The sequence below is a fragment of the Rathayibacter sp. AY1F6 genome (assembly GCF_002932035.1).
Classification (GTDB): domain Bacteria; phylum Actinomycetota; class Actinomycetes; order Actinomycetales; family Microbacteriaceae; genus Rathayibacter.
On record NZ_PSVD01000014.1, the window covers coordinates 31,959 to 53,093 of the forward strand.

A 21,135-nucleotide genomic window follows, 5' to 3' on the forward strand; every position below is an offset into this window, starting at 1 on the left:
ACGACGGAAGGATCGACCATGGCGATCACCGACGCTCCGCCCATCGAGGTCGGAGCGAGCAAGCGGATCCGGCCCCGCCGCCGGCAGCGCCTCACCGGCAGGCGCATCACCCCCTGGCTCTTCCTGGCGGTCCCGCTGGCGTTCCTGGTCGTGCTGACGTACATCCCGGTCGCGAACATGTTCTGGTACAGCGTCACCGACTGGGACGGCCTGGACCCCGACAAGACCTTCGTCGGCCTCGAGAACTACGTCGAGATCTTCACCCGGCCCGAGATCTTCCGCGTCTTCTTCGTCAGCCTGTTCTACCTCGCCGGCGCGATCGCGCAGCTCGGCCTCGCCCTCTTCTTCGCGACGCTGCTGAGCTTCCGCACCCGGTTCCGCAACTTCTTCAAGGGCGTCATCTTCTTCCCCTACCTGATCAACGGCGTCGCCATCGGGCTGATGTTCCTCTACTTCTTCCGTCCGGACGGCACGCTCGACGCGGTGCTCGGCGTCTTCGGCGTGCAGGACACCCCGCAGTGGCTCGGCGACCCCTCCGTCGTCAACGTGTCCCTCGCGGCCACCTCGGTCTGGCGCTACATGGGGCTGAATTTCGTGCTGTTCCTCGGTGCGATCCAGTCGGTCCCGGAGGAGCAGTACGAGGCGGCGGATCTCGACGGCGCGAGCGCGTTCGACAAGTTCCGCTACATCATCGTGCCGAGCATCCGGCGCATCCTCGGGCTGTCCTTCATCCTCGCGATCGCCGGGGCGCTCTCGGCCTTCGAGATGCCCTACATCATGACCGGCGGCGCGAACGGGTCCGAGACCTTCGTGATCCAGACCGTCGACACCGCCTTCCGCTACTCCAAGGTCGGCCTCGCGTCGGCGATGGCCGTGGTGCTGCTGGCGATCGTGCTGATCATCACGGCCGTGCAGCGGCGCGTGTTCCCCGACGAGAAGGCGAGCCAGGAATGACCAGCACCCAGCAGCGCCCCCCGGCGGTCACCGGTCTCCCGGTGACGCGGCAGGCGGCCGTGAAGGAGCGGCGCACCCGCCGGTCGGCGGGATCCGTCCTCGGCTCGATCGGGAAGTACGGCTCGCTGATCGTGGCCTGCCTCTTCGCTCTCGTGCCGATCGTCACGATCGTGATGCTCGCGTTCAAGACCTCGGCGGAGTACCGGGGCACCGGACCGCTCACGCCGCCCTCGAACTGGTTCAACCTCGAGAACTTCGCCATCGCCTTCACGCAGGGCGGGATGGTCACCGGGTTCCTCAACACCGGGATCATCCTCGTCGTCTCGATCGTGGGCACCGTGCTGATCGGCACGATGGCTGCCTACGCGATCGACCGGTTCCGCTTCCGCGGGCGGAGCCTGGTGACCGGGCTCTTCCTGCTCGCGACGCTGGTCCCGTCCGTCACCACGCAGGTGGCGACGTTCCAGGTGATCAACGCCCTCGACCTCTTCAACACCCGCTGGTCGGCGATCCTGCTGTTCACGGGCACCGACATCGTCGCGATCTACATCTTCCTGCAGTTCATGCAGTCGATCCCGGTCTCGCTGGACGAGGCCGCGATGCTCGACGGAGCGAGCCGCTTCACCGTGTACTGGCGGATCGTGCTTCCGCTGCTGAAGCCCGCGATCGCGACCGTGGTGATCATCAAGGGCATCGCGGTCTACAACGAGTTCTACATCCCCTTCCTCTACATGCCCTCGCGCGACCTCGGCGTGATCTCGACCTCCCTCTTCCGCTTCATGGGGCCCTTCGGGGCGCAGTGGGAGGTCATCGCCGCCGGCACGATCCTCGTGATCGTCCCGACGTTGATCGCGTTCCTCTTCCTCCAGCGCTTCATCTACAACGGACTGACATCAGGAGCTACGAAGTGACCCACACCCTCGACACCACTCCTCGCACCGCGGCGGCCACCAGCCGTCCGCTGCACGACGGCTGGAGTGTCCGCGCGACCCGCGGGCCGATCCCCGCCGAGCTGGTCTCGGCCGTCGTCCCCGCGGTGGTCCCCGGCCTCGTCCACACCGATCTGCTCGCGGCCGGGCTGATCCCCGACCCCTATCTCGACCAGAACGAGAAGAAGGTCACCTGGATCGGCGAGACGGACTGGGAGTACTCCTCCTCGTTCGACTGGGCCCCCGACGGCCGCGACGTGCACGAGCTCGTCTTCGAGGGCCTGGACACGGTGGCCGTCGTCACGCTGAACGGGCGCGAGATCGCCCGCACCCGCAACCAGCACCGCACCTACCGGATCCGCGTCGACGAGGCTCTGCAGGAGGGCGCGAACGAGCTGGTCGTCGCCTTCGCCTCGCCCGTCGCCGAGACCGACCGAGCGAGCCTCGAGATCGGCTACCGGCCGCACACCTACTCCCACCCCTTCAACGCCCTGCGGAAGGCCGCCTGCAACTTCGGCTGGGACTGGGGGCTGGACGCCGCCTCCGCCGGCATCTGGAAGCCGGTGACCCTCCATGCCTGGAGCGGTGCGCGCCTCGCCTCGGTGCGCCCCGTGGTCACGGTCGACGGGACGACCGGCCGCGTCGAGCTGCACGTGGGGCTCGACCGGGCCTCGGACGCCGAGGTGGAGGTGCGCGCCTCCGTCGCCGGCGCGGAGGCCGTGGCGAGCGTCCCCGGTGGCGAGCGCACCGCGGTCCTCCACCTCGAGGCGGCCGAGGTGGCCCTGTGGTGGCCGCGGGGCTTCGGCGGGCAGCCGCTCCACGACCTCGAGGTCGCGCTCCTGCAGGGCGGAGCCGTCATCGACGAGCGCTCCCAGCGGATCGGCTTCCGGACCCTGGAGGTGCAGCTCGACCGCGACGACGAGGGCACCTCGTTCCGCTTCGTCGTCAACGGCGAGCCCGTCTGGATCCGCGGAGCCAACTGGATCCCGGACGACGCCTTCATCACCCGGGTCGACCGCGAGCGCCTCGCCCGCAGGATGGACCAGGCCGAGTCCGCGAACCTCAACCTCCTCCGCATCTGGGGCGGCGGCTACTTCGAGTCCGACGACTTCTACGACCTCTGCGACGAGCGCGGCATCCTCGTCTGGCAGGACTTCCTCTTCGCCTGCGCGGCCTACGCGGAGGAGGAGCCGCTCCGCAGCGAGGTCGAGGCGGAGGTCCGCGACAACGTCACGCGGATCATGCCGCACCCGAGCCTCGCGCTTTGGAACGGCAACAACGAGAACATCTGGGGCTTCGAGGAGTGGGGCTGGGAGAAGCGCCTCCAGGGCCGCACCTGGGGCCTGGGCTACTACCTCGATCTGCTCCCGCGCCTGGTCGCCGAGCTCGACCCGGCGCGCTCGTACACGCCCGGGAGCCCCTGGTCGGGCGACCCGCAGATCTTCGCGAACGACCTCGACCACGGCTCCGTGCACCTCTGGGAGCTGTGGAACCGCGTCGACTACCCCGCCTACCGGGACGCCCACGCGCGATTCGTCGCCGAGTTCGGCTGGCAGGGGCCGGCGTCGTGGTCGACCATCCAGCGCTCGATCTCGGACTCGCCGCTGACTCCCGAGTCGCCCGGGATGATCCACCACCAGAAGGCGACCGACGGCAACGACAAGCTGACCGACGGTCTCGTCGCTCACCTCCCGCTGCCCGACGACACGGAGGACTGGCACTGGGCGATGTCGCTCAACCAGGCGCTCGCGGTGACGCTCGCGATCGAGCACCAGCGCTCCGAGAGCCCGCGCTGCATGGGCTCGATCGTCTGGCAGCTCAACGACTGCTGGCCGGTCACCTCGTGGGCCGCGGTGGACGGCGACGGCACCGCCAAGCCGCTCCTCTACGCGCTCAAGCACGTCTTCGAGGACCGTCTGCTCACCGTGCAGCCGCGCGGGGAGGGGCTCGCCGTGGTCGCCGTGGGCGACTCCCCCGAGGAGTGGGCCGGCGAGTGCGTCGTGCGCCGCCTGGCGTTCGACGGGACGGTGCTGGCGGAGGAGCGGCAGGAGCTCGCGGTCGGGGCGCGCTCGGTGCGCACCCTGCCGATCGGGTCCGGCGTGGCGACGCCCGAGGACGCCGCCGCCGAGCTGCTCGTCGTCGACTTCGCCGGGACGCGCGCGTTCTGGTTCTTCGCCGAGTACCGCGACTCCGCCCTGGAGGCCGCGCGCCTGCGCACGAGCGCCGCCCCCGTCGAGGGCGGAGTGCAGGTGACCGTCACCGCCGAGAACCTCGTGCGCGACGTCACCCTCCTGGTCGACAAGGTGGACCCGTCCGCCGTCGTCGACGACCAGCTGGTCACGCTGCTGCCGGGCGAGAGCGTCGTCTTCACGGTGCGCGGCTCCGGTCTCGACACCGAGGCGCTGGTGTCGCCGAGCGTGCTGCGCACGGCCAACCAGCTCGTCGCCGACTGGGCCTGATCCGCGGTGAGCACGCAGCCCGCCCTGGCCGTCGACGTCGGCGGCACGAAGATCGAGACCGCCCTCGTCGACGCCGGGGGCGGGCTCGTGCCCGGCACGCGGCACCGGCGCGCGACCGGCCCCGCCCTGACTCCTGAGGAGTTCGAGCGGGCGCTCGCGGAGTGCGTCGCCGCCTCGACGGCCGGGGCGGACGTCGTCGGCGTCGGCGCCGGATCCGCGGGGCCGATCGACCTCGACGGCGGCCGGATCCGACCGAAGAACCTCCCGCTGCTCCACGGCGTCCCGCTCCGGGAGGCGCTCGAGCGGCTCGTGCCCGGTCGGCCGGTCGAGCTGCGCCTCGACGGGACCTGCATCGCCCTCGCCGAGCACTGGTACGGGGCCAACCGGGGCGCCGTCTCCTCGGTGAGCCTCGTCGTGTCGACCGGGATCGGCGGCGGGATCGTCCTCGACGGCCGGGTGCTGGCGGGCCGCTCCGGCAACGCCGGCCACCTGGGCCAGGTGCACGTCGCCGACGCCGACCCCGAGGAGGGGAGCGACGGGACGCTCGAGAGCATCGCCTCCGGACCGAGCACCGTCGCCTGGGCCCGGCGCCGGGGCTTCGCCGGGAGCACCGGGGAGGAGCTCGGGCGCGCGGCCGCGGACGGCGACGCCGTGGCCCTGTCCGCGGTCCGCCGCTCCGCCGAGGCCGTCGGCACGGCGATCGCGGGCGCGGCGACCCTGCTCGACGTGCACGACTTCGCCGTCGGCGGCGGTTTCGCGGGCGTGACCCGCGACTACCTCCACCTCGTGCAGGCGAGCGCCCGAGAGCACGCTGTCCTGGACTACGCCCGCGGTCTCGACGTCCGCCCGTCCGGGCTCGGCGGGGAGGGGCCTCTGATCGGCGCGGCCGCCCTGATCCTCCGATCGACGGCGGCGGCGCGCGAGCCCGCCCTCGTGCCGTGAGCGGCATCTCCTCCGAGCATCCGCTCCGCTCGGCCCTGCGCCCGTCGCGGCACCGGGTCGTCGGGGCGGCGCTCGCCTACGTCGTCAAGGACAGCCCGCTGTGGATCCTGCCGCTCGTCACCGCCGCCGTGGTCGACGCCCTCGTCGACGGCCGGTCGCCATCGGCGCTCGTCGTGCCGGCCGCGGCCGCCGCGGCGACGATCCTCGCGAACATCGGGGCGAACGCGGTCTACGTGCGGCTCTCCTCGTCCGCCGTCCGCGCGCTGGGCCTGCGGCTGCGGGAGGCGCTCGCCGAGCGGCTGCAGAGCCTCTCGCTCGACTACCACTCGCGAGGCAGCGCCTCCATCGCCCAGACGAAGGTGGTGCGCGACGTCGAGAACCTCGAGCTGATGCTGCAGCAGGCCTTCGGGCCGGTGCTGACAGCGCTGGTGGTGCTCGTCGGAGCCGGAGTGGCGACGGGCACGAGGGTGCCGCAGTTCCTGCTGGTGTTCGCGCTGACCGTCCCGCTCGCGGCCGCACTCGTGCTCTGGCTCCGTCGGCGGACAGCGGCCGGCAACGAGGCGTTCCGGCGCCACGTCGAGACGATGTCCGGCACCGTCGGCGAGATGTCCGCGCTCCTCGAGGTCACCCGCGCCCACGGCCTCGAGAAGGTCTCGGTCCAGCGGGTGGTGGAGGCCGCCCGCCGCGTCGAGCGGGCGGGCGTCGCCCTCGACCGCCTGAACGGGCGCTTCGGGGCGCTGTCGTGGAGCAGCTACCAGCTCATCACGCTCGGCTCGCTCTTCGGCGCAGCCGTCATCGCGATGACGGGCGTCCTGCCGGTGACGGTCGGCGAGGTCGTGCTGCTGAGCTCCTACTTCGCGCTGCTCACCGGGACGATCACGGCGGCGTTCCAGACTGCTCCGCTGGTCACCCGCGGCCTCGAGTCGCGCCGCTCGATCGCCGAGGTCCTGGCAGATCCCGACGTGGAGCACAACGAGGGCGAGCCGGTCGTCGACGCCCTCGCCGGAGGAGTCGAGCTCGACCGGGTGAGCGTCGACTACGGCGACCGGCGCGTGCTGCACGACGTGTCGCTCCGGATCGCCCCGGGGGAGACCGTGGCCTTCGTCGGCCCCTCCGGCTCGGGGAAGTCGACGCTGACCCGGGTGGTCCTCGGATTCGTCCGCCCCTCGCAGGGCCGCGTGCTGCTCGACGGCCGTGACATCGCCGCCCTCGACATGCGCACGGCCCGCCGCTTCGTCTCGGTCGTGCCGCAGGAGTCGGTGCTCTTCCGCGGCAGCATCCGCGACAACGTGCTCTACGGGACAGCGGACGCCGACGACCACCGGCTCGAGGCGGCGCTGCGGGTGGCGAACGCGGAGTTCGTCCTCGAGCTGCCCGACGGCTGGGACACGGTCGTGGGGGAGCGGGGCGCCCTGCTGTCGGGAGGCCAGCGCCAGCGCCTCGCGATCGCGCGGGCCCTGATCCGCGACCCCCGTCTGCTCGTGCTCGACGAGGCGACCGCCGCACTCGATCCGCGCACCGAGCGCGAGGTCCGGCTCGCCCTCGACCGGCTGCGCGAGGGGCGCACGACGCTGATCGTCGCCCACCGCCTGAGCACCGTCCGCACGGCCGACCGGATCGTGGTGCTCAGCGAGGGGCGCGTCGTGGAGCAGGGGACGCACGATGAGCTGCTCGCGACGGGCGGCGCGTACGCCGCGCTGCACGCGACGGCCTGAGCGGGCCGCCGCCGCGTCCATCCGTCGCCTGCGGCCCGTGCCCGCCGCGGGGACGGGCCGCTGCTGACGGATCCATCGCGGGTGCGGTCGCGCGGGAGCCTCGTTAGCGTGGAGGTCCGCGCCGATCGCCGGCGCCGAGGGGAGCCCCATGGACCAGACCGAGGAGATCGACGCCCGGGCGGAGGCCCTGCGCGCCGACCCCGAGAGCTTCGCCGCGATGGACGCGCTCTGGCGCAGCGTCTACGCCCTGCCGATGTGGTGCTTCATCGCGCGGGGGCCGGACGACGCGCCCACCCCCTTCGTCGGCGGCCTGGAGTCGGGGCCGATGGTCTTCGCCTTCACCACGGGGGAGCGCGCCCGCGCCGGGGCGCTGCACGCCGGCCTCTCCGACGAGGACGCGTCGCGCGTGCTGAAGGTGCCGATGCCGGCCGCGCTCGAGTGGATCGCGGCGATGGGATCCTCCGGAGTCGCGGGAGTGGTCTTCGACCTGCCCCGATTCGGGTACTTCGCGCCCCTCCAGAACCTGCTGCCGATGCGCGACTTCATGGCGGCGAACCCGCCGGCCTGAGCCCGGCCCCGTCGAGACCAGCGGATCCGCCGATACCAGCTGATCCGCCGGTTGTCGTCGCCCCGAACTGGTCACTGGACGACACCCGAGGATGGCGGGCCGGAGGCGCGCCCGTCCTCCGAGGACGAGGCCGGGAGACGCCGATGGGGAAGCTGCACTACGACGGATCGGTCGAGATCGACGTCGAGGACCGGGTGCTCGCCCACCTGCAGATCGTCCTCACCGCGAAGCTGCGCCGGGGGGAGTCGTGCCTGCTCACCTGGCGCGACGAGAACGGGATGAGCGACGGCCGCAGCGCGATCTGGCTGCACCCCTCGCACACGCTCCGCTACACCTACGCCGGCGGCCGCATGCCCCGCATCAACCCCGCCTGGATCTCGGCGCTCACCGATCTCGCGAACTCCGCCGGCGGCCTCCGCTTCGTCCCCGAGCCGCCGGAGCCCGTGCGTCCCCCCGGCGGGAGCGCTCGCCGGTGACCGGCGGCCGGCCCCGTTCCCGGCCTCGGGCTCAGCAGCCGGAGTCGGCGGCGTCCGTGCCGAGCGCCGCCGCGGTGCCGAGCGCGATCAGCGACTGATCCGTCGCGACCGCGACCCTCGGGAAGCCGAGCGATCGCAGCAGCCCGGCGCGCTCGCGGTCGCCCGCGTAGGCCCCGGCGCCCTTGCCCGCGCGCCGGGCCGCCGCGGCGATCCTCGGCAGCGGGTCGTCCGGACCGTCGGCGGCGAGCAGGTCGGACAGGTCCCGTCCGAGGCCGATCGCGAGGTCGAACGGGCCGACGAAGACTCCGCTCACGCCCGGCACCGCGAGGATCCGATCGACGGCGTCGAGACCGGCCTGCGTCTCGATCATGACCCAGAGCGCGGTGCGCGCCTCGGCGGCCGACGGGGGAGCGGCGCCCCAGAGATCGGACATCGGCCCCCAGCTGCGGCGACCGAGCGGCGGGTAGTGCGCGGCGCGGACGGCCGCGAGCGCCTCCTCGACCGTCTCGATCATCGGGACGACGACGACGTCCGCTCCGGCGTCGAGCGCCCTCCCGATCAGCGCGTCGGAGAGCCCGGCGACCCGGACGCCGACGGGCGGCCTCCCGCTCACGACGCCGAGCGCGCGAAGGGGGGCGAGGACCGCGGCGTCGTCGAACGCGCCGTGCTGCGCGTCCAGGCACAGCCACGCGGGCCCGCCGCGAGCGATCTGCGCGACCGTCAGCGGCTCCCCGAGCCGGCACCACACCCCGTCGGCCCGACCGTCACCGAGAACCCGTTCCGCATCCACGGGTCCGATCCTCGCGCACGGGGCGCCGCCTAGGCGAGGACCGCCAGCGCCGTCGACAGGATCCCGAGGACGACGCCCGCCCCGAGCAGGATCAGGCCGGTCAGGCGCAGCGCCCGCACCGCGTCGCTCCACCGGTGTAGGCGGATGCGGTGCGGATCCTCCTCGCGGTAGTGCACCTCCCGCTGGTCCGATCGTGTCGGCGTCAGCGGGTCCCCGGCGGACAGCGGACGCGATCGCACCTCGCCGGCCCGGGTCACCCAGTGCAGCGCGAGGGGCGGACCCTCCTCGAGGTAGGCGGTCGTCGTCAGCCAGCGTCCGTCGATCAGCGCCGCGACGAACGCGGCGAGCAGGAACAGCACGCCGAGGGGGAGGGTGACAAGCGAGAGGGCCTCGGAGATCGTCTCCAGCATGCAGCGTCCCTCCGACCGGATCCGGTGCTGAGCGTACCGAGTCGGCGGCCGGCGCGTCCGCAGTGGGACGCGCCCCGCCGCCGAGCCCGAGGGCCTCAGCCCCAGGCGACCTCGAGGTCGACGACGAACGTCACTCCGAAGCGGTCGCGCAGCATCCCGTAGAGGGGTGACCAGGCCGCCGGGGCCAGGGGCACGACGACCGCCGCCCCCTCCGAGAGGCCGTCCCAGAGGCGGTGCAGCTCGTCGGCGTCGGAGCCGCGCAGCGACACGAACACCGGGATGGTGCCCGGGTCGTAAGCCGTGTGCGCGGGGACGTCGTACGCCATGACGCGGAAGCCGGCCTCGGAGACGACCTGGCCCCACATCAGCTGGTCGGCCTCGTCGGGCGCGGTGACAGCGTTCGCGTCCGCGTAGGACATCGCGTCGACCCGGCCTCCCGTGACCGAGGCGTAGAACTCCAGCGCCTCGCGGGCCTGTCCGCGGAAGTTGAGGTGGGTCGTCGTGGTGATGCTCATGGTGCGCTCCTCGCAGTCGTGCCGGGTCGATCACCCGGTGCCCCGACGCTCCCAGGAGAAGAGGACGGTGACGGTCCTCTTCTCGGAATACCCTCGGGACGTGCCCACGACGACCGAGCGGCTCCTCCTGCTCCTCTCCCTCCTGCAGACCCGCCGCGACTGGCCGGGCGGAGTGCTCGCCGAGCGCCTGGGGATCGCGCCGCGTACGGTGCGTCGCGACGTCGACCGACTCCGCACGATGGGCTACCGGATCGACGCGGCGAAGGGCCCCGGCGGCGGGTACCGGCTCGAGGCCGGCGCCGAGCTCCCGCCGCTGCTCTTCGACGACGAGCAGGTGCTCGCCCTCACCGCCGCCCTGCGCGCGCCGATCGCGGGGCTCGAGGAGGCGTCGGCCCGTGCGCTGGCGACGGTGCGGCAGGTCCTGCCCGCCCGGCTCCGGCCCCGAGCTGATGCGCTGCGCTTCACGGTCGCGGCGGCGCCGGCCCCCGCAGTCCCTCCGGAGCGGCTGGTCGCGGTCGCGGCGGCCGTCCGGGCCTCGGAGGTGCTCCGCTTCGCGTACGCGGAGGCGGTGCGCCGCGTCGAGCCCCACCACCTGGTCGCGCGTCAGGGCCGCTGGTACCTCATCGGCTTCGACCTCGACCGCGACGACTGGCGGGTGTTCCGCGTCGACCGGCTCGAGCCGCGCTCACCCCGCGGTGCCCGCTTCCGCCGCCGGGCGCTGCCGGTCCGGAGTCCCGCCGAGTTCCTGGAGGCGCGGTTCCGCGGCGGAGCGCCCGGGGAGGGGTGGCCGTGCCGAGGCTCGGTGGTGCTGGAGGCGCCCGCCGCCGAGGTCTTGCCCTACGCGGGCGACGGGGAGGTGGAGGACCTCGGCGACGCGGGCTGCCGACTCGCCCTCGGCGCCTGGTCGTGGGAGGCGCTCGCCGCGTCGTTCGGCCGGTTCGACGCTCCGATGGCCGGGGCCGAGCCGCCCGAGCTGGCCGCCGCGTTCCGCGTGCTCGCGGAGCGGTACGCCGCGGTGGGAGCCTGACCGGACCGCGGCGGCCGTCCGGCGCCGCTACTTCACCGAGTACCGGGCGCTCCCCGTGCTGCCGTCCGCCGTCGTGACCGTCAGCGTCCAGCAGGTGCCCCGCTTCGCGGGCACCGTCCACGCCTTCACGTAGCGGTTCGTCGCGGTGTCGTAGCGGAGGCGTCCGGTCAGGGTGGTCGTCGGCGCTCCGGTGAGGACGGCGCCGGCGGTGCAGGAGGTCTGCTTCTGCGTGACGCTGCGCACGTCGGCGAGGGCGGAGTGGCGGAACGTTCCCGCGGAGGACGTCGAGGTCACCTGGAACGTCATGCCGGTCGCGGCGCCGGCGGCCACGCTCTTCACCGAGGCGCTGAGCCCGCCGATCGTCCACGGGGTCACGGTGTAGGACGCGGTGAGGGTCGAGACGTTGCCCGCCCGGTCGGTCGCGGTCGCCCGGTACACGTGCGGTCCGACGGAGCGGCCGCCGCCCGTGATCACGCAGTCGCCGGTGAGTCCCGAGAGTGCGTCGTCCGCGAGGCAGCGCGCCTCCGGGAGCACGGTGCCGAAGGGGTAGGACCCCTCGGGCCTCGACGTGAACGAGAGCTGCGGCTTCGTGGTGTCGATGGCGATGCCGCTGCGGGTCGTCGTGGCGCGGTTGCCCGCGTTGTCGACGGCGGTGCCGGTGACGCTCTGGCCGGGGCCCTCGCGCAGGATCCGGGCGGGGGTGCAGCTGCGGATCCCGGAGCCGCTGCCGTCGGCGCAGGAGAAGCCGACGGAGACGGGGGAGCGGAACCAGCCCGCCGCGTTCGGAGCCGTCGGCGTGGTCGTCGCGGCGATGGTGGGGACTCCGGTGTCGACGATCCGGTAGGTCGCGGCGGCGGTCGTGGTCAGTCCTCCGGGGTCGGTCCAGGTGCAGGTCGCCGTGCGGGTGCCGAGGCCGTTCACGAGCGTGCCGGTGACGACGGCCTCCTCGCTGAACGTTCCGCTCTCCGCATCCGTGATCGCGCAGGCGGCCCTCGGCTCCGAGCCCTTCTCGTAGGAGGCGCCGTCGGTGGCGGAGGCGACCGTCACGACGGGCGGGGTGTTCGCGGGGACCACGCTGACCGTGTGCGGCACGCCGGCCGTGGTGCCGTACGCGTTCCGCGCGCTCACCGTGAAGGTGGAGTCGCCTGCGGTGGTCGGCCTGCCCGAGACGACGCCCTCCGGCGAGAGGGCCACCCCCGCGGGAAGGGCGCCGGACGAGACCTCGAAGGTCGCAGCCGGGCCGGACGCCGTGAAGGTCGCGGAGCAGCGGGTCCCGGTCTTGACGAGCGTCTCGGCGGTGTCGGCGGTGAGGGTCGGCAGCGGGCCGATCGCGAAGGCGTGGTTGAAGCCGACCGCGATGCCGGTGGCGCCGGTGATCCCGGCCGGGACGTCCAGCTCCGTGTCGCCGTCGGGGTGCAGGGAGACGACGGTGCCGTCGGACGTCAGCAGGACGCTGAAGCCGATGCCGGCGGCGATCGCGGTGATGCCGCCGAGATCGGCGGGGACCCGCGGCAAGCCGGAGTCGACGGGGTCGCCCCAGGTGACGACGGTGCCGTCCCGCTCCAGGGCGAGGCTGTGGGAGTAGCTGACCGAGACGGCGACGACGTCCCGGAGGCCCGCCGGGGCGGTGTACGCGCCCCTGTCGTCGCCGCCCCACGCCACGACCGTCCCGTCGGCGCGCAGCGCGAGGCTGTTCCAGCCGCCCGCGGCGATCGCGACCACTCCGGAGAGACCCGCCGGCACGTCGGTCGCTCCGAACTGATCCGAGCCCCAGGCCGCCACGGTCCCGTCGCCCCGCAGAGCGAGGGTGTGGTAGCTGCCCGCGGCGACGGCGGTCACGCCGCCGAGTCCGGCCGGGACGTCGGTCTGGCCCTGACGGTCGTCGCCCCACGCGACGACCGTCCCCTCCATCGTGAGGGCGATGCTGTGGAGGTACCCGGTCGAGATCGCGGTCACCTCGCGGAGCCCGGCCGGCACGTCCCGCTCGCCCTCCAGATCCGCTCCCCAGGCCTCGACGGTGCCGTCGGTGTGGAGCGCGAGGGTGTGGCTGTAGCTGCTCGCGACGTCCGTGAGGTCGGACATGCCCGCCGGCACGTCCCACTCCCCGTTGAGGTAGCGCCCCCAGGCGGCGACGCCGTTGGCGAGGTGGTCGTTCCCGACCGGCACCGGGTCCGGCTCGGCGGAGGCGAGGGGGGCCGCAGTGCCGGCGAGCAGCGCGACGGTCGCGGTCAGAGCGAGCAGAGTGCAACGCAGGCCCGCGGCGGTGCGGGCGGGGCGCGGAGAAGCGGGGTCGGTCACGGGCTCACGCTAGGGGCCGGCTCTCCTCCGCGGCGGGGGCGGGGGCGCCCTGTAGCGGACATGTCCTCTAGAGGGCGGAGCGCCGCTCCTCCAGGGCGGAGCCTGGCCCCTCGGGGCCCGCGGCGGAAGGGCTTGCCCGGATCCGCGGCGGGCGATTGGCTGGAGGGCAGGAGAGAGAGGTGTCACCATGACGCAGACCTTCCCCGCCTGGTTGCGGGATCAGCAGAAGAGGGACGACGAGGTCGGCCGCTTCGCGCAGGCCTTCGGCGGTCGCGACGACCTGCCCGAGCACGGCGGCCGCGCGATCTACGACGGCTACTTCGCCAGCGAGCCCGAGTCGGCGCAGGCCGATCTGGACCGCGCCTGGATGGAGTTCGAGGCGCACCCCGAGCCGTCCGCCACGTCCGACGAGCCGGAGGGACTCCGATGAGCGACCAGACCCCGAGCCCCGTCGAGGACCCGGACGACCAGTCCGACAAGCCGTCGCAGGCCGAGGGCGAGGACGAGCGCGACACCCCGCACGAGGTCCTGCCCGCCGAGGGCAAGCCCTCGAAGGCCGAGGGCTGAGCCGACGCACTGAGCCGACGCACTCCCCGGAGGGGCGAATCCTGCAGAGGGTGCGCCCCTCCGTCGCGTCAGCGCCCGGTGACCGCCAGCAGCTCGTGCGCCGCGGCGCTGTCCGGGTAGCGGGAGAGCACGCGCTCCAGATCGCGCCGAGCCGGAGCCGTGCGCCCGTCCGAGAGGAGCGTGCTCGCGCGCTCGAGCAGCGCCTCCGCCCGCAGCTCCACGGGCCGCGCACTGGTGACGGTCGGGCGCACCACCCGGTCGAACGCCTCGAGGGCGCCCTCGATCAGGCCGAGCTCGCGAAGAGCGACGCCGCGGCGGATGAGCACCGCGGCGGAGGCGGCGTCCACGTTCTCGACGGGCGCCGAGAACTCGGCCACGTCGCTCCAGCGTCGGCGGGCGGAGTAGAGGGAGGCGAGGGTCGACGCCGCGAGGTCGACGGCTCCAGGGTCTCGACCGCCACGACCGCTGCAGCCGGATCCATCGGTGCTGCGAGCTCGGCGTAGAGCAGGCGCAGCGCCGGGGCGTCGAGCGGCACCTCCACGTCGAGGCCGCCGCTCAGCGGCAGGCGGACGGTCAGCGCGATCCCGTAGCGGCGGAGGAAGGAGTCGGCCGACGGGTCGTAGCGGATGCGCACCAGCCAGCCGGTGAGCCGCAGAGCGCGGTCGTCGTCTGCGGAGTGCAGGGCGTCGCGGACGAGCTCGACGACGGCCGCGAGGCGCGAGCACTCGGGGGAGCCGGTGGTCGCCTCGTGCAGGTCCTCCGCCGGCGCCCCGGCGCGCACGAGCCGGAGCAGAGGCGCCTCCCACGCCGGAGCGAGGGCGGAGGGGCGCACGAGACCCGGCCCGCCGGGCATGCTGAGCCAACCGGACAGCCGGGAGCGGTGGTCCTCGGGGGAGAGCGGGTCGCCGGCCGCCCGGAGCCGGGGGCGCGCGAGGGCACGGAGCTCACCGCTCCGCCGGAAGCCGACTGCCACGGCCGATCCCCCTCCGCGTGCGGCGGCGGCTGAGGACCGTCGATCCGCCGAGTCTACGGCGTCGCCCCCCGCCGTCACCCCCGAACGGGGAGCGACGCGCTGGCGGCGATCCCCCGCCTCCCGTCGTCGCCCCCCGGCGCTGTCAGGCGCCGATCGAGCCCGCCGTGCGCAGCGGCATCACGTCGGGCTTCTCGGCGGTGCTCGCGATCGTCACGACCGCCTTCTCCTCGTTCGAGCGGAGCACGGCGTCCATGATCTCGAGCACGTGCAGGGCCACGCGGCCGGAGGCGCGGTGCGGGCGGTCCTCCGCGATCGCCTCCGCGAGGTCGGCCAGTCCCACTCCGCGACCGGTGTCGATCACGCCGGCGGAGTCGGGGACGACCCGCCAGTCCTCGTCGCGGACGGCGACCTCGACCGGGTCCGAGAACATGTTCGGATCCGGGACCGAGATGGTGCCCTCGGTGCCGTAGACCTCGAACTTCGGGGCCCGGCTGCGCCAGACCTCGAAGCTCACGGTGACGGTGGTGGCGACTCCGCTGGCGTGCTCGAGCAGCGCGGTGATGTGCGTGTCGATCGTCACCTCGATCGGCGTGCCCGCCTTCGGCCCGGTCTCGATCGTGCGCGGGCGGTCGGAGCGGGTGGCCAGGCCCGTGACGCGGACGACCGGCCCGAAGAAGTGCACGAGCGCCGTCAGGTAGTACGGGCCCATGTCCAGCAGCGGGCCGCCGCCGGGCTGGTAGTAGAACTCGGGCGCCGGGTGCCAGCGCTCGTGGCCGGGCGCGGCCCAGTGCACCTGCGCGGCGATCGGGGTGCCGATCGCGCCGGAGTCGAGGGTGAGGCGCGCGGTCTGCACCCCGGTCCCGAGCACCGTGTCCGGGGCGCTCGCGAAGCGCAGGCCCAGCTCGTCCGCGAGGTCGAGCATCGGCGCGGCCTCGGCCGGGTTCAGCCCGAGCGGCTTCTCGGCGAAGACGTGCTTGCCCGCCTTCAGGGCGCGGGTGCCGATCTCGACGTGCGCCGCCGGAATCGTGAGGTTCAGCACCGCGTCGATCTCCGGGTCGTCGATCAGCGCGTCGACGGTGAGGGCTCGGACGCCCTGCTCGTCGGCGACCTGCTGCGCCCGCTCCTGGTTCAGGTCGGCGACCGCGACGAGGCGGAGGCCGGGGAAGGTCGGGAGGTTCGCGAGGTACTGCTCGCTGATCTTCCCGACGCCGATGATGCCGACTCTCAGCGGGACGCCCACAGCATTCCCCTCTCGATGATCGTGCGGACGTTGTCGTCCTGGAGGATCTCGACGCGGTGGCCCGGCGTCGAGACGAAGATGCGGCCCTCGCCCCAGAGGCGGGTCCAGATCGCGGGGGAGGTGATGGGGCGCTTCCACGGGTCCCACGGGCGGACGGCCTGCGTGGTCGTGGCGAGCACGTCGTTGTAGTCGTCGTGCAGCACCCAGTACTGCTCCGTGACCAGCTCGAAGTCGGTGATGCCCTCCGTGATCGGGTGGTCGGCGGCGAGGGCCGTCATCTCGATCGTGTGCGGCATGTAGTTGTCCGACTGCTCGCCGGTGCGCTCGTCCGGGTGCTTGCCGGGGTGCGAGGCGAACTGGCCGCCGATCAGCTGCAGGTAGTCGGAGTTGTCGCGGTAGGAGTCGGCGATCCCGCCGTGCCAGCCGGCGAGGCCCGTGCCGCGCTCGACCGCCGCGCGGAGGCCCAGGAACTCCTCCCACTGGATGGAGGTCATCGTGTTCGACTGCACGATCAGGTCGACGGTCCGCATGTACGCCTCATCGGCGTACACGGCGGTCGACTCCTCGACGCGCACGTCGTAGCCGTTGTCGCGGAGGAACGGCAGGAACAGCTCGGTCGCCTCGACCGGTTGGTGGCCGTCCCAGCCCCCTCGGACGACGAGGGCCGTCTTGCCGGGAGTGGTCGGGGAGTGGTCGGTCATCGTCGTCCTCACGTGCGGGCGGATCGCTCCGCGGTTCGTCATCGAACAGGACTTGCGCAACTTCTGTGCGGGAGCCCCGGCGTCCGACCATCATGCACCGCGGTTCCCGGCGGAGCAAGCCGTCCTGGCGCAGGGCTAGTTGCGAAAGTCGGTATCCGCTACGGTGAGCACATGCCCGACCACGACGACGTCTCCGGAGCGACTACCCGCCCGACCATGGCGCTGATCGCCGAGCGCGCCGGGACGAGCGTCCCCACCGTCTCGAAGGTGCTCAACGGCGGCACCGACGTCTCGGAGGCGACCCGCCTGCGCGTGATGGAGGCGGCGCACGCGCTCGGCTACCGCCGCCGCCCGCGCCTGCGCCCGCCGGTCGAGGATCCGCACTCCGCCCAGATCGTCGACGTCGTCGTCGGCCACATCGGCGGCACCTGGATCGGACCGGTCCTCGAGGGGATCGAGGCCGAGGCCTCCGCCGCCGGGGTCGACCTGGTGCTCACCCGCGCCCGCGACGACGGCGCCTGGATCAGCCGCCTCCTCCGCCGCCCCTCGCTCGGCGCCATCGTGGTGCTGGTCAACGTCTCGGCCGCGCAGCTGCACCTGCTGACCACCGCCGAGCTGCCCGTCGTCGTCGTCGACCCCAGCACGCGGCCGCCGGCCGACGTCGCGAGCGTCGGCGCGACCAACTGGGACGGGGGCCGCATGGCCGCCGAGCACCTCCTCGACGCCGGCCACACCCGCTTCGGCGTCCTCGGCGGCACCCGCACCCAGCTCTACAGCAGCGCCCGGATCGACGGCTTCACCACCGCGCTCCGCGCCGCCGGAGTCGAGGATCCGCGCGTCGCCTACTGCGACTGGGACCGCGAGCTGGCCCGCGAGGCCGCCGGGCTGATGCTCGCCGAGCCCGACGCGCCGACCGCCTTCTTCGCCTGCTCCGACGTGATGGCGCTCGGCGTCTACGAGGCCGCCGACGACGCCGGCCTCCGCATCCCCCGCGACCTCAGCGTCATCGGCTTCGACGACGTCGAGGAGTCGGCCTGGGCGACCCCGCCGATGACCACGATCCAGCAGCCCATCGGCGAGATGGGCGCCATCGCCTTCCGGATGCTGCACCAGGCGCACCGGTCGGCGACCCCGCTCGCCTCGGGAGCCTCGGCCACCCGCATGGAGCTGGAGACGCGGCTGATCCGCCGCGCCTCCGTCGCACCCGTGCGCGTCTAGCGCCGCCCGCGGGCCCTCCCGCCTCCCGCCCTCCCCGAGATCGATGCGTCACGATCGGCCCCTCTCCCGCGCCCGTGACGACCGTTCGTGACGCATCGACCCCGGCGGGCGCCGCGGTCGGTGGCGACCCGGGTCGCACCGCCTATGCTGCCCGGATGCGCAGCGCGACCGGGGGGATGGTGGTCGCGTCGTTCGTCTCGCGGATCCTCGGGTTCGTCCGGCTGGCGCTCCTGGTCGTGGCGGTCGGCGGCACGAGCGCGTCGGTCGGCGGGCAGGTGTTCGAGGTCGCGAACTCCGCGCCCACCTACCTGTACGGGCTCATCGCGGGCGGGGTGCTCGGCGCGGTGCTCGTGCCGCAGATGGTCCGGGCGCGGGCCGACGGACCGGAGGGCGTGCGGACCCTCGAGCGGCTGCTCACCGTGTGCCTCGGCGGAGCGGCGCTCCTCACGGCCGCCTGCACGCTCGCGGCGCCGCTGATCGTCGGGCTCTACGCCGGGGGCTGGTCGGCCGACTGGGCTCTGCTCGCCACCCAGATGGCCTACTGGTGCCTGCCGCAGATCTTCTTCTACATCGTCTTCGCCGTCTTCTCGCAGCTGCTCAACTCCGCCGAGAAGTACGGGCCGGGCGCGTGGGCGCCCGCCTGCGCGAACGTGATCTCGGTGCTCGGGATCGCGGTGTTCCTCCTGATCCACCCCGAGGCGGCGTCGACACCCGCCGACGAGTGGACGCCGGAGATGGTGGCGCTCCTGTGCGGCACTGCCACTGCGGCGATCGTGGTGCAGGGGGTGATCGCGGTCGCGTTCTCGCGGTCCGTCGGCGTCCGCCTGCGGCCGCGCTTCGGCGTCGCCGGGCTCGGCGGAGTGTCGCGGGACGCGGTCTGGGTGTTCCTCGGCGCCCTCGTCGCAGAGGTGTCGTACATCGTCGTCTCGAACGCGGCGACGGCGGCCGGCCAGGCCATGAACCGCGCCGGCGTCGACGGGCCGAGCCTCAACTCCTTCTCGAGCGCGCAGCTGCTGCTCCTGCTGCCGCACGGCATCCTGGTCGTCTCCGTCGCCACGGCGATGTTCACGCCGCTCAGCCGGGACCTGCACCGCGGCGATCGGGCGGCCGCGGCGGTGAACCTCCGACGGACCGAGGACGCGGTGCTCGCCGTCACTCTGCTCGCGACGCTCCTGTTCGTCGCGGCGGCGCCACTGCTCACGCAGCTCGTCTTCGGCACACCGGTGATCGGCGGAGTCCTGCAGCTGCTCGCCCTGAGCCTGGTCGGCTTCAGCCAGACCTACGTCCTCAACCGGGCGATGTTCGCGCTGGGTCGGGCCCGCGACTCGCTGGCGACCCAGGTCGTCTCGGCCGTCGGCGTCGCGGCGGGGGCGCTCGTCGGCGGGCTCCTCCTGCCTGCCGAACTCGTCGTGCCGGCGATCGCGGGCGGCACCGCCCTCGGGACCACGGCCGCGTGGGCCCTCGCCCACTGGCTGGTCCGGCGCCGGATCGGCGTCGTGCCGCAGCCGACCCGGGACCGCCGCGCCGCTCTCGTCGCGGCGCTGGTCGCAGCCTGCGCGTCGGTGCCGCTCGGCCTGCTGCTCGCCGTGCCCCCCGACCGCCTCGCGGCCGGCGCCGTGCTGCTGCCGGTCGGACTCGCGATCACCGCCCTGTTCGTGGTCGTGCACCGGGTCGTCGGCGGGCGCTGGCTCTGGTCGCTGGTGCTCGCGCCGCTCTGAGGGGCTGCGCGTGCGGTCCCGCAGCCCCGACCCTCAGTGCCCCGCGCCGAGATTCCCGGCGAGGCGGCCGTGCATCCGGGTGGAGGCGTCGTTCATGCCCGCGATCACGGCGCGGGTGCCGTGGCGCTCGTACTTGGTCGTGACGGCGTCCAGCGCGGCGACGGTCGAGGCGTCCCAGATGTGGGAGCCGGAGAGGTCGATCACGACGTGCGCAGGGTCCTCCGCGTAGGAGAACTGCGTGGTGAGGTCGTTGCTGGAGGCGAAGAACAGCTCGCCGGTGACCGTGTAGTGGGCCGTCGATCCGTCGGCCGAGAGGGTGCGCTCGACGGTGGCGAAGTGGGCGACCCGGCGGGCGAAGACGACCATGGCGGCCAGGACGCCGATGACGACTCCGATCGCCAGGTTGTGGGTGAGGACGACCACGACGACCGTGGCGATCATGACGACCGTCTCGCCCACGGGCATCCGCTTCAGGGTCGACGGGCGGATGCTGTGCCAGTCGAAGGTCGCCACCGAGACCATCACCATCACCGCGACCAGCGCGGCCATCGGGATGATCGCGACGAGGTCGCCGAGCGCGACGACGAGGATCAGGAGGAACACGCCGGCGAGGAAGGTCGAGATGCGGGTGCGGGCGCCGGACGCCTTCACGTTGATCATCGTCTGGCCGATCATCGCGCAGCCGCCCATGCCGCCGAACAGGCCGGAGAGCACGTTCGCGGCGCCCTGCCCGAGCGACTCGCGGGTCTTGCGGGAGGGGGTGTCGGTGATGTCGTCGACGAGCTTCGCGGTCATCAGCGACTCGAGGAGCCCGACGAGCGCCATCGCGACGGCGTACGGTGCGATGGTCGTGAAGGTCTCCCAGGTCAGCGGCACGTTCGGCACGAACAGCTCGGGGAGGCTGCGGGGCAGCTCGCCCTGATCGCCCACGGTCGGGACGGCGACCGCCGTGACGACGACCGCCGCGGTGATCAGGACGATGGCGACGAGAGGCGCCGGAACGGCCTTCGTCAGGCGCGGCATCACGACCATGATCACGATGCCGACGGCGACCAGCGGGTAGACCAGCCAGGGCACGCCGATCAGGTTGGGGATCTGCGCCGAGAAGATCAGGATCGCCAGCGCGTTCACGAATCCGACCATCACGCTGCGGGGGATGAAGCGCATGAGCTTCGCCACTCCGAGCAGCCCGAGCACGATCTGGAACACGCCCGCGAGGATCACCGTCGCGATGAAGTAGTCCATCCCGTAGTCGCGGGCGACGGGGGCGATCACGAGGGCGACGGCGCCCGTGGCGGCGGTGATCATCGCGGGGCGTCCGCCGAGGAACGCGATCGACACGGCCATCACGAACGACGAGAAGAGGCCGACCCGCGGATCCACGCCCGCGATGATCGAGAACGAGATCGCCTCGGGGATGAGCGCGAGCGCGACCACGAGGCCGGCGAGGACCTCGCGGGTCAGGATGCGGGGGGTGCGCAGCGCCGTCATCACGGTGGGCTCGGCGTGCGGGCGGGCAGGGGTCTTCGAGGCGAGGGCCATCGCGGCGGCTCCAGGGAGTGGGAGGGGTGCTCGACGAGGAGCGCGGAGGGCTGCGGCATCGGGTCGGCGGAAGCGGGCGGGGATGCCAAGCTT

General features: G+C 73.3%; 21 protein-coding genes. 12 read left to right on the forward strand and 9 right to left on the reverse strand.

Annotated elements, in window-relative coordinates; all coding sequences use genetic code 11:
* Nucleotides 1–18: 18 nt before the first annotated feature.
* The 7 genes from C5C44_RS11800 to C5C44_RS11830 all read left to right on the forward strand — a co-directional run bounded on the left by C5C44_RS11800 (nucleotide 19) and on the right by C5C44_RS11830 (nucleotide 8,043).
* Complete coding sequence (locus C5C44_RS11800) at nucleotides 19–954, forward strand: carbohydrate ABC transporter permease (protein WP_104234025.1); 936 nt, start codon at nucleotides 19–21, stop codon at nucleotides 952–954.
* A complete protein-coding gene (locus tag C5C44_RS11805; RefSeq protein ID WP_104238482.1) occupies nucleotides 951–1,865 on the forward strand; it encodes a carbohydrate ABC transporter permease in 915 nt (304 codons plus the stop codon). Before C5C44_RS11800 ends, C5C44_RS11805 begins: the two co-directional genes overlap by 4 nt.
* Nucleotides 1,862–4,342 (forward strand): glycoside hydrolase family 2 protein, encoded by a 2,481-nt coding sequence (locus C5C44_RS11810; protein ID WP_181027212.1) that lies wholly within the window; start codon nucleotides 1,862–1,864, stop codon nucleotides 4,340–4,342. Before C5C44_RS11805 ends, C5C44_RS11810 begins: the two co-directional genes overlap by 4 nt.
* A gap of 6 nt (nucleotides 4,343–4,348) precedes the next feature.
* Nucleotides 4,349–5,284, forward strand: coding sequence for an ROK family protein (locus tag C5C44_RS11815; protein WP_104238483.1), 936 nt, complete (start codon nucleotides 4,349–4,351; stop codon nucleotides 5,282–5,284).
* Nucleotides 5,281–6,999 carry an ABC transporter ATP-binding protein gene (locus tag C5C44_RS11820; protein WP_104247749.1) on the forward strand — a complete coding sequence of 573 codons (1,719 nt, stop codon included), beginning with the start codon at nucleotides 5,281–5,283 and terminating at the stop codon, nucleotides 6,997–6,999. Before C5C44_RS11815 ends, C5C44_RS11820 begins: the two co-directional genes overlap by 4 nt.
* Before the next feature lie 148 nt (nucleotides 7,000–7,147).
* Nucleotides 7,148–7,567, forward strand: coding sequence for a hypothetical protein (locus C5C44_RS11825; RefSeq protein ID WP_104238485.1), 420 nt, complete (start codon nucleotides 7,148–7,150; stop codon nucleotides 7,565–7,567).
* A gap of 143 nt (nucleotides 7,568–7,710) precedes the next feature.
* Complete coding sequence (locus C5C44_RS11830; RefSeq protein ID WP_104258024.1) at nucleotides 7,711–8,043, forward strand: ATP-dependent DNA ligase; 333 nt, start codon at nucleotides 7,711–7,713, stop codon at nucleotides 8,041–8,043.
* Nucleotides 8,044–8,074: 31 nt separating this feature from the next.
* Here C5C44_RS11830 and C5C44_RS17065 read toward each other — a convergent pair whose 3' ends face one another.
* The 3 genes from C5C44_RS17065 to C5C44_RS11840 all read right to left on the reverse strand — a co-directional run bounded on the left by C5C44_RS17065 (nucleotide 8,075) and on the right by C5C44_RS11840 (nucleotide 9,758).
* A complete protein-coding gene (locus C5C44_RS17065; RefSeq protein WP_181132833.1) occupies nucleotides 8,075–8,833 on the reverse strand; it encodes an HpcH/HpaI aldolase/citrate lyase family protein in 759 nt (252 codons plus the stop codon).
* Between the two features lie 29 nt (nucleotides 8,834–8,862).
* Complete coding sequence (locus C5C44_RS17070; RefSeq protein WP_104267914.1) at nucleotides 8,863–9,243, reverse strand: hypothetical protein; 381 nt, start codon at nucleotides 9,241–9,243, stop codon at nucleotides 8,863–8,865.
* 95 nt (nucleotides 9,244–9,338) lie between these two features.
* The gene (locus C5C44_RS11840; protein WP_104224302.1) at nucleotides 9,339–9,758 is read right to left on the reverse strand and encodes a VOC family protein; all 420 of its coding nucleotides are present in this window, start codon (nucleotides 9,756–9,758) and stop codon (nucleotides 9,339–9,341) included.
* A 100-nt stretch (nucleotides 9,759–9,858) separates the two neighbouring features.
* On the opposite strand from C5C44_RS11840, the gene C5C44_RS11845 reads away from it, so the two are divergent.
* Nucleotides 9,859–10,785, forward strand: coding sequence for a YafY family protein (locus tag C5C44_RS11845; protein WP_258066730.1), 927 nt, complete (start codon nucleotides 9,859–9,861; stop codon nucleotides 10,783–10,785).
* A 27-nt stretch (nucleotides 10,786–10,812) separates the two neighbouring features.
* Here the strand turns inward: C5C44_RS11845 and C5C44_RS11850 are convergent, their stop codons facing one another.
* Entirely contained in the window at nucleotides 10,813–13,083 is a 2,271-nt protein-coding gene (locus C5C44_RS11850; protein WP_104335918.1) for a PxKF domain-containing protein, read from the reverse strand.
* 187 nt (nucleotides 13,084–13,270) lie between these two features.
* Here C5C44_RS11850 and C5C44_RS11855 point away from each other — a divergent pair, with 187 nt between their 5' ends.
* Together C5C44_RS11855 and C5C44_RS17075 are read left to right on the forward strand one after the other, a co-directional pair.
* Complete coding sequence (locus tag C5C44_RS11855; RefSeq protein ID WP_104227148.1) at nucleotides 13,271–13,513, forward strand: hypothetical protein; 243 nt, start codon at nucleotides 13,271–13,273, stop codon at nucleotides 13,511–13,513.
* On the forward strand, nucleotides 13,510–13,650 hold the full coding sequence (locus tag C5C44_RS17075) for a hypothetical protein (RefSeq protein ID WP_159940045.1): 141 nt from the start codon (nucleotides 13,510–13,512) through the stop codon (nucleotides 13,648–13,650). Before C5C44_RS11855 ends, C5C44_RS17075 begins: the two co-directional genes overlap by 4 nt.
* A gap of 68 nt (nucleotides 13,651–13,718) precedes the next feature.
* On the opposite strand, the gene C5C44_RS11860 is transcribed toward C5C44_RS17075, so the two are convergent.
* From C5C44_RS11860 to C5C44_RS11875, 4 genes are all read right to left on the reverse strand, one after another.
* Nucleotides 13,719–13,997 (reverse strand): tol-pal system YbgF family protein, encoded by a 279-nt coding sequence (locus tag C5C44_RS11860; protein WP_181027209.1) that lies wholly within the window; start codon nucleotides 13,995–13,997, stop codon nucleotides 13,719–13,721.
* Complete coding sequence (locus C5C44_RS11865; protein ID WP_104335919.1) at nucleotides 13,934–14,623, reverse strand: hypothetical protein; 690 nt, start codon at nucleotides 14,621–14,623, stop codon at nucleotides 13,934–13,936. Before C5C44_RS11865 ends, C5C44_RS11860 begins: the two co-directional genes overlap by 64 nt.
* 142 nt (nucleotides 14,624–14,765) lie before the next feature.
* On the reverse strand, nucleotides 14,766–15,863 hold the full coding sequence (locus C5C44_RS11870) for a Gfo/Idh/MocA family protein (protein WP_104255953.1): 1,098 nt from the start codon (nucleotides 15,861–15,863) through the stop codon (nucleotides 14,766–14,768).
* Complete coding sequence (locus C5C44_RS11875; RefSeq protein WP_104335928.1) at nucleotides 15,848–16,564, reverse strand: ThuA domain-containing protein; 717 nt, start codon at nucleotides 16,562–16,564, stop codon at nucleotides 15,848–15,850. The genes C5C44_RS11870 and C5C44_RS11875 overlap by 16 nt, the downstream gene beginning before the upstream one ends.
* 171 nt (nucleotides 16,565–16,735) lie before the next feature.
* Here C5C44_RS11875 and C5C44_RS11880 point away from each other — a divergent pair, with 171 nt between their 5' ends.
* Together C5C44_RS11880 and murJ are read left to right on the forward strand one after the other, a co-directional pair.
* Complete coding sequence (locus C5C44_RS11880; protein ID WP_104224297.1) at nucleotides 16,736–17,782, forward strand: LacI family DNA-binding transcriptional regulator; 1,047 nt, start codon at nucleotides 16,736–16,738, stop codon at nucleotides 17,780–17,782.
* 155 nt (nucleotides 17,783–17,937) lie between these two features.
* Complete coding sequence (gene murJ, locus C5C44_RS11885) at nucleotides 17,938–19,500, forward strand: murein biosynthesis integral membrane protein MurJ (RefSeq protein WP_104250998.1); 1,563 nt, start codon at nucleotides 17,938–17,940, stop codon at nucleotides 19,498–19,500.
* 33 nt (nucleotides 19,501–19,533) lie between these two features.
* On the opposite strand, the gene C5C44_RS11890 is transcribed toward murJ, so the two are convergent.
* Nucleotides 19,534–21,042 carry a SulP family inorganic anion transporter gene (locus C5C44_RS11890; RefSeq protein WP_104288667.1) on the reverse strand — a complete coding sequence of 503 codons (1,509 nt, stop codon included), beginning with the start codon at nucleotides 21,040–21,042 and terminating at the stop codon, nucleotides 19,534–19,536.
* Nucleotides 21,043–21,135: the final 93 nt, after the last annotated feature.